The sequence below is a fragment of the Arthrobacter woluwensis genome (assembly GCF_030816155.1).
Lineage (GTDB): Bacteria > Actinomycetota > Actinomycetes > Actinomycetales > Micrococcaceae > Arthrobacter_E > Arthrobacter_E woluwensis_A.
Genome location: NZ_JAUSXR010000001.1, coordinates 1,977,825 through 1,993,053 on the forward strand (window position 1 = coordinate 1,977,825; position 15,229 = coordinate 1,993,053).

Below are 15,229 nucleotides of genomic sequence, written 5' to 3' on the forward strand. Positions count from 1 at the left end.
TGTGTTTCTCCTGGTTCGCGTCAGCGGAAAACGACGGTTCGGGTGTTGTTCAGCAGGACCCGGTGCTGGCAGTGCCACTGCACCGCCCGGGACAGGGCCTGGGATTCGGCGTCGCGGCCGACGGTGGCGAGGGCGTTCGCGTCCAGGCTGTGGTCCACCCGGAACACCTCCTGCTCGATGATCGGGCCTTCGTCCAGGTCCGCCGTGACGTAGTGCGCGGTGGCCCCGATGAGCTTCACGCCGCGGTCGTAGGCCTGGTGGTACGGCTTGGCGCCCTTGAAACCCGGGAGGAACGAGTGGTGGATGTTGATCGCCCGGCCGCGCAGGGTCTGGGTGAGGCCGTCGGAGAGGACCTGCATGTAGCGGGCGAGCACCACCAGATCGGCCTGGTACTCCTCCACGAGTTCCAGCAGCCGCGCCTCGGCCTGAGGCTTGGTGTCGGCGGTGATCGGCACGTGGATGAACGGCAGGCCCGCGGCCTCCGCCATGGCCCGCAGGTCCTCATGATTGGACACCACGACGGCGATCTCCGCCCCCAGGCTGCCGGCTCGCCACCGGAAGATGAGGTCGTTGAGGCAGTGGCCGAACTTGGACACCATCACGAGCAGACGCTGCGGCTTGCCGTCATGGATCGTGAAGTCCATGCCGAACTCCTCGGCCACGGCGGCGAATTCCGCGCTGAGCCCTTCGACAGTGACGTCCTCGTCGCCGGGAGTGAAGGCCGTGCGCAGGAACAGCTTGCCGCTGACCTGGTCGTCGAACTGCTGGTGCTCGATGATGTCGAAGCCACGGTCCGCCAGGAAAGCGGTGATGGCTCGGACGATCCCCGGGCGTTCCGGACAGGCGAGGGTGAGGACGTACTGAGGCATGGGGGTCCTGCCCTGGGTGGCAATGTTTTCGGCGGTCGCCTCGCCGGCGGTGCGGCTTTCAAGAACAACGGTCACGATCTACTCCTGGATCTTGAGACGTGCTGTGTGGTGACGGGGAGCTGAGGGTCAGGCGTCGATGACCAGGTCGGTCTTCGCCGTGGAGCAGCAGGGCAGGAACTTTCCGGCCGCGATCTCCCGCGCCCGGATGCCGCCCTGATGGTTCATGTCGACGTCGCCGGAGAGCTTGACGACCTTGCAGGAGCCGCACATGCCTTCCTTGCAGTTGGCGCCGATCCGCACGCCCGCGCGCTGAGCCACTTCGAGGATGTGCTCGCTGGGGTCGATCCGGACGTTGACACCGGTGCGGAGGAAGGACAGGGTGAGGCTTCCGGTGCCCACGGTGCTGAACTCGGAAGGGTCCGGGGTGCCCGGGTCGGCCGCCACCGCGGGCCCGGCCGCTTCCGTGCCCGCGGCTTCCAGCGGCAGCCCGGTGGCGTCGAGCGTGCCGTCCTCGTCGTAGCCGGGTTCGTAGAGCCCGAAGGCGGCCGGCTGGCTCTCGTAGTAATCCTCGGGGGATTCCGCGATCTCCTCCGCGATCTCCTCCGCGATGTCCGAGGCCAGCGCGATCTCCTGCTGGTATTCCAGCAGCGTCTGCCGGTTACCGGTGAAGAACTCCATGTAGATCGAGGTTTCGTCCACCCCGACCTTCTTCAGGAGCTCCGTGGCGGTGTTCAGATAGCCCTCGGGCCCGCAGGCGTACACCTGCCGGCCGTTGGCGTCCGGGGCGACCTCGTCGATCATCGCCGCACTGAGCCGCCCGCGCAGGCCCTGCCATCCCTCCGGGATGCCCCGGTCGCCGAGCGAGTAGTGCACCCGGATCCGCGCGTCGACGGAGGCGATGTGGTCCAGTTCCCGCTGAAAGGCGAAGCCATCGGCCTCGGCCCCGTGATAGAGCACGACGACGTCGGCCTGGCCGGGCAGCGAATGGATGGTCCTGACCATGGACATGATGGGAGTGATGCCCGCCCCTGCGGCCAGCAGGAGATAGCGGGCGCGACGGTCCGCATCCGGCAGATGGAACGCGCCGACCGGCCCGAGCATATCCAGCACGGTGCCGGGCTTCACGTTCTCGTGGATCCACGGCGAGACCGCGCCGGTGTCATCCCTCTTCACGGAGAAGCTGAAGGTCCACGGCTGGGTGGGCGAGCTGGACAGCGAGTAGCTGCGGTCCACCGGGTCCTCGTCGTCGCCGTTCACCGGGAAGGCGATGTTGACGTACTGGCCCGCACGGAATGCGAGCGGCGCCCCGTCGCCGCGGCGGAACACGAAGGTCATCAGACCGCCCGCCTCGGGGATGGTCTCGACGCACTCGGCCATGAACTCCTGCGGGTGCCACGGACCCAGTGCCCGGGCGGCCCGGGCGGGGGTCTCGGCGCTGCCCATCACCCGGTTCCAGGGCATCTCCAGCCCGCGGATGCGCTGGGGTTCCCGGACCGCCTGCTGAGTGAGGACTTCGGTCATGCCAGGTGCTCCTGCACGCGGTGCACGTACCAGTTGATGAACGCCTCCACCTGGTACTCGCTCTTCATGTACGGGCCGGGTTCGTAGGCGGGGCTCGCCGCACCCTGCTGGCAGAGCTCCACGAACGCCTTGTCCTGGATGTTGGTCTGCTTCCAGGTGTAGGTGAGCTTGTCCAGGTCGTAGTCGACGCCTTCCACGGCGTCGTCGGCCACGAGCCAGGTGGTGCGGACCAGCGTCTGGTGCTCGTTGATCGGGAAGACACCGAAGGTGATGACGTGATCGCTCATGAAGTGGAACCAGCAGTTGGGCTGGAGGTGCATCGAGCAGCGGCCCAGGCGGAAGTCCCGCAGATCGCCGAGAAGCTTCTTGGACAGCCGGCGGCCGTCGGCGGAGAACGACTCGCCGTCACCGTCGAGGGCTTCGCGGGAGATGCGGATGCCGGCGATGCGGGTGTCGAGCTCCTCGACCACCTGGTGCGGCAGGCCGTACCGGTCGCAGCGCGCCTCGAGGTCCGACTGGGCCACCTTGTTGCGCTCCCAGACCTCTTCGAGGTGGGTGGGGATGAGTCCCTCCGTCAGACCCCAGGTGGGGAACAGGGAGCAGGCGAGCTCGGGGTGCCCGTCGCAGTGGTAGCACTCACGGTTGTTCTCCATGACGAGCTTCCAGTTGCCCTCTTCGATGATGTTCTGCTGGTACGCGATCTTCGTCGTTGCCAGCTCGTGGGGCGCCAGGTACGGCTCGAAGATCTTGGCGGTCTCGTAGAAGTCGGTGGGCGGCTCGGCCGCGAGACACACGAAGATGAGCCCGGCGACCTCGAGGCCGTGGGCCTTCTTGAGCGCGAAGCAGTTCTTGTCGAACTTGGCCTCGCCCGGCGCGGAGGCGTGGATCAGGTTGCCCTCGGGCGAGTACGTCCACGAGTGGTACCCGCAGACCAGGTTGCCGGTCTGCCCAGCAGCCTCGGTGAGCACCCGGGCGCCGCGATGGCGGCAGACGTTGTGCAGGACGTTCACGCCGCCGTCGTCGTTGCGCAGGACGATCAGGGAGTAGGGCCCGTAATCAACCGTCACATAGTCCCCCGGCTCCGGCAGTTCCGCGGTGCTCGCGGCGAAGATCCAGTGCTGTCCGAAGATGGCTTCCATGTCCAGCTTGAAGATCGTGGGGTCCGTGTAGAACGGGGCGTCGAGCGAATATCCGGTGCGCCGGAACTCGAACAAGGCGGAGATCTCGGCCAGCTGCTCCACGGGCAGAGTGGCGGCGAGTCGTCCGCGCGAGCTGAGGGGAGCGTTCGCTGGAGCGGTCATGGGTTTCCTCCCGGGGAGACACGAGGGGCGGGGTGCGCGACAGGCTTGTCATGATGAGATTAGAGTCACATTCCCCGCAGAAAAAGCGCGAGATTTTGCGAATATCCATGCAGAATTAGCGCATGATCGATGTCAGGCTCATCACACTCCGCGTCTTCGGCCAGTGCGGCACCATCGGCGCCACCGCGGAGCTCACGGGCTACTCCCCCTCAGCGGTGTCCGCACAGCTCCGCGAGCTGCAACGGGTGCTCGGAATGCAGCTGCTCACCAAAGACGGACGCGGCCTCCGGCTGACCACCACGGGACGCATCCTCGTCGCCGGCTCGGACGCGCTGATCGCCGAATGGGAACGCCTGCGCGCGGCCGCCATGGAGGCCGGGGACCAGGTCCAGTCCCACTTCGGCCTTGGAGGCTTCTCGACGGCGGCGGCCCACCTGCTCGCCCCGCTCGCCGCGACCCTGCGGTCCACGCGTCCCCTCGTGGATGTCCAGGTCCTCGAAGCCGACCCGGCCCGGTGCTTCGACCTTCTGGTCGCGGAGCGGATCGATCTGGCCGTCATCATCGCGATGCAGTCGGACGCTCAGGAGGAGGATCAGCGCTTCGAGAAGACGGTTCTGCTGGATGACCCGCTGGACGTGATCGTCCCGGCCGATCATCCCCTGGCCTCGCGGGAGGTAGTCACCCTGGAGGAACTGGCCTCGGAACCGTGGATCACGGAGGCCGTCGGCTCCACCTATCACTCGCTCTTCACGGCCGCGTTCACGGCGGTCGGGGTGACACCCCGGATCGCTCACGAGGCCTCCGAGTGGGAGACCATGATCGCCTTCGTCGGCGCGGGCCTCGGCGTCGGCCTGCTGCCGCGGCTGGCCCCGTTGCGCGGCGCCGAGAACGTCGTGCGGCTGCGGATCTCCGGCAAGGGGCGGCCCTCGCGGCGGATCATCGCCGTCGCCCGACGGGGCAGCCTCGGCTCCCCGCTGATCCAGGAATCGCTCGGGATCCTGCAGGCCGGCGCGCACCAGATCCTCACCGCGCGCCTGGACGAAGAGGACTGATCTCCTCGGGTTTCACGGCCTGCCCGAGGGAGCGAAGGGCCTTTACCCTGTCAGTCGGCACGGTGATACTGACATCGGGGATCCGTTATGAACCGACGATGTCTGGAGGACCCGATGGCCGGAGTGAACGAACCCTACAACGCACGGGAAGACGGCATTCCCCTCAAGAGTTCGGCCCGGGCGGTCGTGCCCGGCGTAGAGCTGCACGGCCCGGCGGACGGCGCCAGCCGTCTGGAGATCACGGTGGTCCTGCGGCGCAGGACGGCCCTGCCGGCTCCTGCGGCGGTCGGCCATCTGACCGCCGCCGAGCTGGCCTCCGAGTACGGGGCCTCCGACGACGACGTGCGGCTCGCCACCGAGGTCTTCACCCGGCTGGGGGCGGACGTGGTCGAGTCGGACCCCGCATCGAGGCGTCTCCGGCTGTCCGGCACGGTGGAGCGACTGAGCAGCATCTTCGGCACGACGCTGGAGGATGCCACGAGCACGGCGCCGGACGGCGCCACGGTGCACTACCGCCACCGGCAGGGTGAACTGAGGATCCCCGCCGAACTGAACGGCATCGTGATCGCCGTGCTCGGCCTGGATGACCGCCCCCAGGCCCGTGCCCATTTCCGCGTGCTCCCCCGCGCGGCGGCGGGCACCAGCTACAGCCCCGTGGACCTGGGCCGCGTGTACGACTTCCCTGATGGCACCGACGGCTCGGGCCAGACGGTGGCCATCATCGAACTCGGCGGCGGCTACGCTCAAGCCGATCTCGACGCCTATTTCACCGGGCTGGGACTCGCCACACCCCACATCACGTCCATCGGCGTCGACGGCGGCGCGAATCAGGGCGGGAACGATCCGCAGGGCGCGGACGGCGAGGTCCTGCTGGACATCGAGGTGGTCGGCGCCCTGGCGCCGAAGGCAGCGATCCAGGTCTACTTCGCCCCCAACACGGACGCTGGATTCCTGGACGCCGTGGTCGCCGCGACCAAGGCTTCGCCGTGTGCCATCAGCATCAGCTGGGGCCAGAGCGAGGACCAGTGGACGGCCCAGGCCCGCGACGCGTTCGACCAGGCCCTCGCCGATGCCGCGGCGCTCGGCATCACCACGACCGTGGCCGCCGGGGACCGCGGCAGCAGCGACGGCGCGGCCGACGGAAAGGCCCATGTGGACTTCCCGGCGTCCAGCCCGCACGCCCTGGCCTGCGGCGGCACAAGGCTCGAAGCGGATCCGGCAACCGGGACGATCAGCTCGGAGACCGTGTGGAACGAAGGTCCCGACTCTGCGACCGGCGGCGGCTACAGCAAGGTGTTCCCCCGGCCGGCCTGGCAGTCGCCGTCAGCCGGGAAGTCCGGACGCGGCGTACCGGACGTCAGCGCCGTCGCAGATCCGCAGACCGGCTACCGGATCCGCGTGGACGGCAAGGACATGGTGATCGGCGGCACGAGTGCCGTGGCCCCGCTCTGGGCTGCGCTCATCGCGCGCTTCGCGCAGGCCGGGAACCGGCGTTTCGGGCTCATCCAGCCCTCGCTCTACGCCGTGTCGTCGGGGTTCCGGGACGTGACCGTCGGCGACAACGGAAGCTACCATGCGGGGCCCGGCTGGGATGCCTGCACGGGACTGGGCACACCCGACGGCACGGCGCTCCTGGCGGCGCTGAAACCGGGCTCCTGAAAGCCGCGCTGAGACCGCGCTGACCCGAAGCGCTACACCGAGCTGCTGGCCCGGTGCCGCGCCCTCGCGCCGCGCCGTGACTTCATCCAGTTTCTGCGAGCCCGCCTCGCACTGCCCGGGAGCCACCGGAACAGCGCCTTCGGCACAGCACCGGAGAAGACGTACGTCTTCCCGTCGCGCTCCAGGGCGAACTCGGGTTTGCCCTCCGGGGCCGTCGATCCGGCGCCGAGGGACAGGGCGAAGGCGCACTTCCCACCGAAAGCCAGGTAGCTCTCACTCACGTTGACATCCTCAATCCTCTGGGCGGACCACCGATGGCAGACCTCGGCACCACCGCATCACTCTGATGAGTGGCGTGAGGCCCCGGATCATGACGTGATCCGGGGGCCTGAATTCGTCCGGGTCCCGTCTCTTGCACGAGGGGTGGACCGAGGGCTCCCGCTTGCATAGGCTGACGTCAAGCGCCATGTATGCGCATACAGCCCTCTGGTGGAAGGTGGTCATCGTGACCCAGGAAGTGTTGCCTCGTCAGACTCCCGAACAGCTCGGCGTGGACCCCCGCGGAATCGGTTCCTTCCTCGACGCGGTCGAGGCCGCGGGCATCGAGCTGCACAGCCTCATGATCTCGGTCGACGGCGCCGTCGTCGCCGAGTCCTGGTGGCATCCGTACGACGCGTCCACACCTCATCTGCTGTACTCGCTGAGCAAGAGCTTCACCTCCCTGGCGGCGGGCATCGCGGAGTCCGAGGGCCTGCTCCGCAGGGACGATCGGCTGTCCGATCTCCTCCCGGAGGCCTCGGGTTACGGCGAAGCGACGATCGCCGACGCCCTGCGGATGTCGGTGTGCCATCTCCTCGACCCGGTCCTCGACCCGAGCGTCGAGCTTCCGGTCACCGACGACGGCCTCCTCCAGCTGCTGTCCGCGTACCACCCCGAGCGGCGTCCGGGCGAGATCTTCACCTACGACCAGCTCGCCACCTTCGCGGTCGCCAAGATCATCGAACGCGCCGCCGGAACCTCCCTCTTCGACTATCTCCGCCCTCGCCTGCTCGAACCCCTCGGGGCGACGGAGGCGAAATGGGCCGGCGGCGACTCCAACCCCGGCTTCACGGGCCTCCACCTCCGCACCGAATCGATCGCCGCGTTCGGGCAGCTGCTCCTGCAGCGCGGCGTCTGGCAGGGCCGCCGGCTCGTGCCGGCGGAGTGGATCGATCAGGCCACCTCGGTGCGGATCAGCAATGACGCGGACCACCGGTTCCCGCCGGGCCAGCCGGTGGATCGGGACAGCTCGCTCGGGTACGGGTATCAGTTCTGGATCGGCGATCACGGCTATCACGCGGGCGGCGCCTACAGCCAGTTGTGCATCGTGCTTCCGGGGGTGAACTCGGTGATCGCCCTGACCGCCTCGACCGTGCTCGGCCAGCCCCTCCTCGACGCCGTCTGGGAACATCTGCTCCCCGTGCTGTCCGACCGGGACGACGCTCCTGGGGCCGATGCCGAGGCCACGGACAGCGCCACTCTCTCCCGCCGCCTTCAGGAAACGGCCATCTCCGCGCCCACCGCCGGCGCCGAACGCCGCGCCGAGGCGCAGGCGAAGGCCAATCTGGGAATGCTGGCGGGACTCGTCCTGGCGCTGCGGGGCGAGGCTGCGCCTGACGGCTGGGTGGAGGCCGCCGAGCGTGCGCCGGAGTGGGCCGCCCTGGCCGCCCAGGCGATCGGGGCTGCGGGCGCACGGCTGGCGCCGCCGTCGTCGTACAGCGTCGCCGGGACTGTTTTCACTCGCGCGCCCAGCGAGCCGGGCCTCCCCGAGGTGCGTTTCGGCGGGCTGGGCGGCACAGACCTGCCGGAGCTCGAAGAGGTGCGGCTCGACGGCGACACCCTGACCTTGACGCTCGACGGCGTGGCCTATCGTCTCCAGGTCGGCGGCGATGACTGGGCGCAAGGCAAGTTGCTGAGCGATCCTCCGGTCCGCTTCGCCACGCGGGGCGGCTGGAACGGGACCGATGCGTTCGAGGCCGAGCTCCGGATGATCGAGGGCCCGCATGTGGGGCTGCTCAGCCTCTCCCCCGCGACCGGGCGCTTCTCCTTCACGTGGCGGGAACCGACGCTCGTGGGCCGGGGCCTCGCGGGCTACCAGGTGTAGTGCCCGCCCCTCAGGGGCAGCCGCAGCTGCGGCCCAGGAGCATCGCCACGGGCAGGACGACGTGCCGGCTGGTCCCCGGCGCGTCGAGCGCCTCGGTGAGGAGCTCTACGGCGACGCGCCCGAGCTCGTCCATCGGCTGACGGACCGTCGTGAGTGGCGGATCCGCCAGCCGGGCCGCGTCGATGCCGTCGAAGCCGGTGACGGCGATGTCGCCGGGGACCGCGATCCCGTGCTCCACGAGCGCGGCCTGCACCCCCAGGGCCGTCTGATCACTGGAACAGACGATCGCGTCCGGGAGTGAGTCCGCGAACGTCGGAGCCGACGTCAGCAGTGTGGTCACGGCGGCGTACGTGGCGGAGCGGGACCCGGCGTCCACGAGCGGCTCCGCCGGCGCCCCCAGGCCGCGGTCCTGCAGTGCCGCGGTGAAACCCGCGTGGCGAGCCGCATGCTCGGCTCCCGTGGCGGAACCCGCGAACGCGAAACGGCGAGCGCCGTGCTCGTCGGCCAGATGCGCCGTGAGGGCCCGAATGCCGCTGAAGTCGTCCACCCTGACGGAGGATGCCGCCATACCCTCCGGCACCAGCTGGGAGACGAGAACCATCGGGAGCCGCTGCGCCAGGAGCCGCAATTGCGCCTCCTCGATCGTGGCGGGCAGCACCACGAGACCGTCGCTGCGGCGTGCGATGTCATCGAGCCCCACGCCGCGGCCGTCGGCGTCCTGCCATCCGACCAGGAGTGGGAGCCGGCGCAAGGTGCACTCGAGTTCGATGCCCCGCAGCACCTCGTCGGCATAGAGAGGGAACAGCCGGGGCCAGCGTCCGCGGTACTCGACGCGAGGCACCTCGCCCTCGGCGCTCGGCACCGGGCCGCGGTCCCATTCGTCGGGTTCGTGCCCGCTGAACGAGTAGAAGCCGAGGGTACCGGTGCTCCGTTCGGCGAGGCCGCGGGCCAAACCGCTGGGCAGATAGCCGAGTTCCTGGACGGCGCTCTGGATGCGGTCCCGGAGCGTCTCGCTGAGCTTTTCCGGAGTGCGGAAGTACCTCGAGATCGACGCCGTGGACACACCGGCCGCCGCTGCGACGTCGTACACCGATGGACGCGCCTTCGTCACGGTCATCCCTCACTCTCTGTCCTCCGACGCCGGTCCGGCGTCGGCCGCCCCGGAATGGGCCGGGGCCGCCGCCCCCAACGGTATCGGAAGAAGCGCGACTCCAGCCCTTGTTTCCACGAATGTACGCGCATACGCTCGTGTCCACCAACCTCGGGTACGACATCCGTGCACCAACTCGATGAGGAGTTACATGTCGGTCCAGAAGAGAATCCCCGCCGCGCTCGACCCGTCGCCGGCCGTTCCGGAACCCGTCCTGCACCTGGCCGACGCCGAAACGGTGCCCGGGGAACGGCAGACTCCCTGGTTCTGGGTGAGCTTCGCCCTCGCCTGGGGCGCCACCGGCGTCGCGCAGGGGGTGGCCGGCGTCGCGGTGCCTCAGCTGCTGAAACAGTGGGACGCTGCGAGCGCCTCGGCGAACCTCAGCGTCCTGCTGACGGTGGGCGGCTTCGCAACGCTTGTGGTGACCCCGGTCTTCGGGCGGCTGAGCGACCGCTCGCGATCCCGCCTGGGGCTGCGGCGGCCGTGGATCCTGACCGGATCGCTGATCGCCCTCGCCGGCTACCTCGCGCTCGCCTGGGCGCCCTCCCCCGCCTGGCTCTGGATCGGCATCGTGCTGAACTATGTGGGCTGGGGCGCCGTCGCCATGGCGCAGCACAGCCTCTTCGCGGATCAGATCCGGCGCCGGATCCGCGCCATCATGTCGGCGGTCACCGGGGCGGCCGGCACGGTCGGCATCCTGGTGGGCACGATGATGACCGGGCAGCTCGCCTCCCTGGGGCAGGCCGCCATGTTCCTCATCCCGGGCGCCGTGGCGGTGGTGCTGTCTCTGACGCTGTTCTTCACTCTGCGGGATCTCCGTCGGACGGACGCTCCCCCGCCGTTCAATCTGGAAGCGTTCATCAGCACCTTCTGGCTCAGTCCGCGGCGCCATCCTGATTTCGCCTGGGCCTGGATCTGCCGTTTCCTCATGACCGCGTCGATCGTCACGGTGACGAGCTACCTCTATCTGACGATCTCCGGACGGTTCGACCTCGACGATCCCTCGGTGATCGCCGGCGTGCAGACCCAGGCCACGCTGGTCTTCACCGTCTGCAATCTGCTGTTCGCCTTCATCTTCGGCGTCATCTCGGACCGGACCAGGCGGCGCAAGCCGAGCGTGCTGTTCGGCGCGATGCTCAGTGCCATCGGTCTCATCGTGGCGGTCGCGACGCCGGGGCTGCCCATCTTCCTGGTCGGCATCGCCCTGATCGGCGCGGGACAGGGCGCGTACATCTCGGCCGACGTGGCCCTGATGACCGAATGCCTCCCCTCGGTGGACGAGGCCGGCAAGGACCTCGGGATCGTCGCGCTGGCGTATCTGCTGCCGAATATCTTCGTCCCGGTGCTCGGCTTCCTCCTCACCAGGATCGGCTCGCCCACCGGGGAGAACTTCGTAGCCCTCTATGTGGCCGCCTTCGCCATGGCCGTGCTGGCCGGTCTGTCCGTCCTCAGAATCAGGAGTGTGCCGCTGATGAACTGCCTCAACGGGAAGGTCGGCCTCGGATGAGGTGGAGACGTGGGCGCTGGCGGCGTCCCGCCGTCGACCCGGCCGTCACCGCCTTCGAGAAGGCTGCGGCTCCTTTCAAGAAGCCGGAACCGTCCGATCCCGCCGGGCGTCGCCGCGTGGCCCAGGAGAATGACGACCGGATCCAGGCCGAGTTCGCCGAGCAGCCTCCTGAAACCGCGACGGCGGATCACCTCATCCCGGTGCGTCAGGCGCCAGACGTGCGGGTGCGGGTGTACTGGCCGGGCGAGGAGCCGACGTCCCCCGGGGCCGGGCTCCCGGTACTCGTGTACTGCTACGGCGGCGGCTTCACCCTGGGCGGGATCGACTGGCAGGCCTGGGACGCCCGATTGCGACGGCGGGCGCAGGACGCCGGGGTCATCATCGTGGCGCCGGACTACGCGCACGCGCCTGAGCTCCAGTTCCCGGTCCAGCCGGAGCAGTGCTGGGCGGCGTTCGAGTGGGCCTTTGAGCACGCCGAGGAGCTGGGAGGGTCGCGGGACCGGATTGCCGTCGGCGGCGCCTCGTCTGGCGGCAACCTCGCGGCGGCGGTGACGCTCATGAATCGCGACCGGAACCGAATCCCCGTGCGGCTTCAGATCCTGGAGAACCCGGCCCTCGATCTCACGATCGGCCACGCGGACATGAGCGGCATCGGCCCGAGCATGCCGCACGTCATCCTGGAGAAGGCGGGCCGGGCGCTCGTGGCCCAGTACCTCGGACCGGACCGGGCGCTGGCCCGCGAGCCGTATGCGTCACCTCTCCTCGCGGAGTCGCACGAGGGTCTCCCACCCGCCGTGATCTTCACCGCGGAGTTGGACCCGCTGCGCGGCGATGGCGAGGCGTATGCCCGGGCGCTCTCGGCGTCCGGTGTCCCGGTGACGGCACTGAGGTTCGTGTCGCAGACCCACGAGTCCTTGGGGATCCCGGTCCCGTTCGCGGCGGGCGACTTCGCACACCGCGCGTGGGTGAACGAGGTGGCGCGGCTGCGGGAGTAGGTGGTGCGGGGCATTTCTCAGCCGCGCTCGCGGGCCGCTTCCCGCTCGATGCGCTTCCGGCGGGACGACTCCGCCAGGATCGCGGCAGTGATCGCCCCGATCGCCGCCGACGTCGGTCCGTTCACGTAGTAACCCACTCCGGCGCCCAGCAACGTCACGATGGCCGTCCCCCACAAGTTCATCAGAGCGCTCCCCACTGCTCACGATTTTCGACCTGTTGTCTCTGGAGCCTATCGATGAGAGCGCTCGAGGACAACGGCAAAGGTCATCGGCGGGCCAGCCAATATTACGCCAAGCCACATTCGACGCCTACCTCGCAACGCCCCGTCGACACCAGACGTGTACCGCTCCTGCTCCGCGAATGGAGAGCCCGCATCCGATGTCGGCTACCCCTACTGGAGCGAGTTGAATAAGCCACGGCATAGTAGGAAGACTGACGCCGGCGTAGCGACCACTGCCAAGCAATTCGGGCAAACGGCGGACAATCCCTAATAGCACTTGGATTCGCCCTCCGCTCACGAGGCGCGGCGACGCCCTTCACTTGACGAGCCTCGGCTCTGGCACCTAGCCAAAGGCCTGACACGCGTCCGGGAATACGAACCCACACGTCTTCACTTCTGTCGGAATAGGCACCGAGGACACCACGCCGAAGCAATCAAGGAAGCGTTAGGCGGCGCCCGAGACGGTCACCCGGTAATATCCATGAGTCACACGACTGAAAAAGACTTTCAGCCACGACACTGACACGAGCCACTACTGGGGGAATCTATGGCACAGCGAACTATGACGCTTCAGGCAATCCGAATCAAGGCCAGCCGAAAGGACGCCTTCTACTTCCTCGACAATGTCAGTGGAGTTGAAGTCCTCGACTACTTCGAAAAATGGGCCAAAAGCCTCAGCCCGGACCACTTCAACAACCACACCAAGCAGACCTACGGAACCAAGCCACTGGTCGAGCGCCGGAATCGGCTCGTCGTGCTGACCATGCGTACAGGTCACTACGGAAGCCCAGGAGAACATGTTATTGATACAGCGAAGCATGCTCCTCAGTACGAGACAAAGGACATAGACGCGGCCACGGTGGAAACTCGGTGCGCCTTGTTGGTACCGCCGGGAGCTGATCGGGGACTATTCTTCATCGAACGCGTAGTGATCGAAGGATGCGGCTCTCGAGTTTGGAGCTCGTTCAGCGAACACCTGAAGGATCTACTTCACACGAAGAATGCAGATGACGGCCGGCCGCTAAGGGCAACCATCCAGGCCCATACGGTGAATGAACTTGACGAGTGGCTCGAGGGTGCCGATCTTGAGTCGATCAAGGCAACAATCAAGTCAGCTCATAAGGATGTAGCCGACGACGGTGACACAAGAGGCTACAGCTTCGAGTACACGGGCATGTTGAAACCGACCAATGGGACCAAGTATTTCCCGCGCTGGGTCCGGGACCTCATCCTAAAGCATGGCATCGGCGAAGCCGCCGAGATTGGATTCCCGGTCGTCGAAGGGAGCGATTACGAAGACATCGCCGTCACCGTCGGGGATGGAGACCGTCACAAGACTTTTGTCGTAGGTAGGGAGAAGACTCCTGCACTGAAGCTCCTACTTAGCGGACACGGTGAGCAGAAGCTCACCACCGATAGACTGATCGAAGAGATCGACGAAGCGGCGAAGGACTACTACGCACGGCACAACATCGCGTACCAGATGGGGTGGACGAGAGCGCCGCGAAGCTGATCTCCAAACAGAGGGGAAACTGTGAGCGCCAAGGTCAGCGTGCTGCCGATCGTAAAGGACCACTTCGCAACTCTGCGAGATGCCCGCAACGGAAAGATTTCATTCGGGGACTTATTCACTCAACTCGGTGTCCCAGTTCTAGCTGGAGGTACCAGCTATGCCGCCGGGCTCAACCTTGACCAGGCTTACGGCAACGTCGTCGCCGCCTTAGCCATCGTGTTCGGTTTCGCGTTTGCCGTGGCTGTTTTTGTCTTCCAACTCCGGATGCAGATGGCAGACCTGCAAGTCTCGGCCGAACAGTCCCATGTTGCAGAGATCACCCCCCTAATTGACACTCGAGCGCCCCAACTTGTAAACGAACTGTTTTCAAACTGTCTCTACGCGGTCGTCGTGTCGGGCGCAACAACGGTCCTCGCCACGGCAGCAGGGCCGTTTCATCTAGGACGGGTCGGCGACTCCGCCCTACTCACCTTGGTCATCCATCTTGCTCTGGTGCTCATGATGTGTCTCAAACGCCTGAACTCGGCGTTCACAAAGGTTGCAAAACGGAGATCTCATTGAAACCCGCCCTGGAATACGAGGCGTAATACGCACGTTCCAGGCGACATGGGTACTCACAGGGCACGTCGCGTACTTAGATGGCAGTCAATCAGCAATATCTAACCGACTATTACGCTCGCCAACTCGAACGATGCCACGACGTGGACAAAGCCACAAGCAGTTCATAGTGCAATAACATTACCTCTCGACCTCGCTGCAAACGGCGTCAACGACGGCACATTGCTTCGCACCAGACTCCAAGAAAATGCCGTCGAACAATCAAACATCCGCGACCAACTCACCAACAACCAAATAGGCCATCGCGCAGGGGTGAAGCCAGCTTGACCTACATCACGCTGTTCGCTGATCCTCCGAGGCACTATCGCGTTGCGAGCGACACAACAAGGCGGCACTTCCGCAGATGCTGGCTCGTCCGTGCCGATGGGGACAATTGACCCCCACGGTAACCGGGACCCTCCAAGCACCTGCCGCTGCTCTCTTCGGCAAGACCCTCGAGAACACAGTACCCATCCCCAAGAATCAAAAGACCACCCAGTCCTTACGGGACTGAGTGGTCAATTCGACACGACATCCAAAAACCAACATGTCCTTGGTGTGAGTAAGTTCACCTTGGTGGGCCCTACCGGGATCGAACCGATGACATCCACGGTGTAAACGTGGCGCTCTACCAGCTGAGCTAAAGGCCCTTCTCTGCTGTCCGCGCTGCGGTCAACAGGTATCAACCTTAGCGGATGCCC

General features: G+C 66.9%; 13 protein-coding genes and 1 tRNA gene. 7 read left to right on the top strand and 7 right to left on the bottom strand.

Annotation, left to right across the window (positions count from 1 at the left end; genetic code table 11):
* Positions 1-20 precede the first annotated feature (20 nt).
* The 3 genes from purU to QFZ52_RS09005 are packed head-to-tail and all read right to left on the bottom strand — an operon-like array spanning position 21 to position 3,691.
* Positions 21-944, bottom strand: a complete 924-nt coding sequence (gene purU, locus QFZ52_RS08995; RefSeq protein WP_444861217.1) for a formyltetrahydrofolate deformylase — start codon at positions 942-944, stop codon at positions 21-23.
* A 51-nt stretch (positions 945-995) separates the two neighbouring features.
* Positions 996-2,390, bottom strand: coding sequence for a ferredoxin reductase (locus QFZ52_RS09000; RefSeq protein WP_307497278.1), 1,395 nt, complete (start codon positions 2,388-2,390; stop codon positions 996-998).
* Positions 2,387-3,691 carry an aromatic ring-hydroxylating oxygenase subunit alpha gene (locus QFZ52_RS09005; RefSeq protein WP_307497279.1) on the bottom strand — a complete coding sequence of 435 codons (1,305 nt, stop codon included), beginning with the start codon at positions 3,689-3,691 and terminating at the stop codon, positions 2,387-2,389. Before QFZ52_RS09005 ends, QFZ52_RS09000 begins: the two co-directional genes overlap by 4 nt.
* 122 nt (positions 3,692-3,813) lie before the next feature.
* Between QFZ52_RS09005 and QFZ52_RS09010 the strand changes: the two genes are divergently transcribed.
* Both QFZ52_RS09010 and QFZ52_RS09015 read left to right on the top strand, forming a co-directional pair.
* The gene (locus QFZ52_RS09010; RefSeq protein ID WP_307497280.1) at positions 3,814-4,743 is read left to right on the top strand and encodes a LysR family transcriptional regulator; all 930 of its coding nucleotides are present in this window, start codon (positions 3,814-3,816) and stop codon (positions 4,741-4,743) included.
* 114 nt (positions 4,744-4,857) lie between these two features.
* Entirely contained in the window at positions 4,858-6,402 is a 1,545-nt protein-coding gene (locus QFZ52_RS09015; RefSeq protein WP_307497281.1) for a S53 family peptidase, read from the top strand.
* A gap of 32 nt (positions 6,403-6,434) precedes the next feature.
* Here the strand turns inward: QFZ52_RS09015 and QFZ52_RS09020 are convergent, their stop codons facing one another.
* Positions 6,435-6,683, bottom strand: a complete 249-nt coding sequence (locus QFZ52_RS09020; protein WP_307497282.1) for a hypothetical protein — start codon at positions 6,681-6,683, stop codon at positions 6,435-6,437.
* Positions 6,684-6,868: 185 nt separating this feature from the next.
* Between QFZ52_RS09020 and QFZ52_RS09025 the strand changes: the two genes are divergently transcribed.
* A complete protein-coding gene (locus QFZ52_RS09025) occupies positions 6,869-8,545 on the top strand; it encodes a serine hydrolase domain-containing protein (RefSeq protein WP_307497283.1) in 1,677 nt (558 codons plus the stop codon).
* A gap of 10 nt (positions 8,546-8,555) precedes the next feature.
* On the opposite strand, the gene QFZ52_RS09030 is transcribed toward QFZ52_RS09025, so the two are convergent.
* Complete coding sequence (locus QFZ52_RS09030) at positions 8,556-9,662, bottom strand: LacI family DNA-binding transcriptional regulator (protein ID WP_307497284.1); 1,107 nt, start codon at positions 9,660-9,662, stop codon at positions 8,556-8,558.
* 184 nt (positions 9,663-9,846) lie between these two features.
* Here QFZ52_RS09030 and QFZ52_RS09035 point away from each other — a divergent pair, with 184 nt between their 5' ends.
* Together QFZ52_RS09035 and QFZ52_RS09040 are read left to right on the top strand one after the other, a co-directional pair.
* The gene (locus QFZ52_RS09035) at positions 9,847-11,202 is read left to right on the top strand and encodes an MFS transporter (RefSeq protein ID WP_307497285.1); all 1,356 of its coding nucleotides are present in this window, start codon (positions 9,847-9,849) and stop codon (positions 11,200-11,202) included.
* A complete protein-coding gene (locus QFZ52_RS09040; RefSeq protein ID WP_307497286.1) occupies positions 11,199-12,197 on the top strand; it encodes an alpha/beta hydrolase in 999 nt (332 codons plus the stop codon). Before QFZ52_RS09035 ends, QFZ52_RS09040 begins: the two co-directional genes overlap by 4 nt.
* 17 nt (positions 12,198-12,214) lie before the next feature.
* Here the strand turns inward: QFZ52_RS09040 and QFZ52_RS09045 are convergent, their stop codons facing one another.
* Positions 12,215-12,379, bottom strand: a complete 165-nt coding sequence (locus QFZ52_RS09045; protein ID WP_307497287.1) for a hypothetical protein — start codon at positions 12,377-12,379, stop codon at positions 12,215-12,217.
* Between the two features lie 601 nt (positions 12,380-12,980).
* Between QFZ52_RS09045 and QFZ52_RS09050 the strand changes: the two genes are divergently transcribed.
* Entirely contained in the window at positions 12,981-13,931 is a 951-nt protein-coding gene (locus tag QFZ52_RS09050; protein WP_307497288.1) for a hypothetical protein, read from the top strand.
* 21 nt (positions 13,932-13,952) lie between these two features.
* Positions 13,953-14,492, top strand: a complete 540-nt coding sequence (locus QFZ52_RS09055; RefSeq protein WP_307497290.1) for a hypothetical protein — start codon at positions 13,953-13,955, stop codon at positions 14,490-14,492.
* A 610-nt stretch (positions 14,493-15,102) separates the two neighbouring features.
* Here the strand turns inward: QFZ52_RS09055 and QFZ52_RS09060 are convergent.
* Positions 15,103-15,178, bottom strand: a tRNA-Val gene (locus QFZ52_RS09060).
* Positions 15,179-15,229 lie beyond the last annotated feature (51 nt).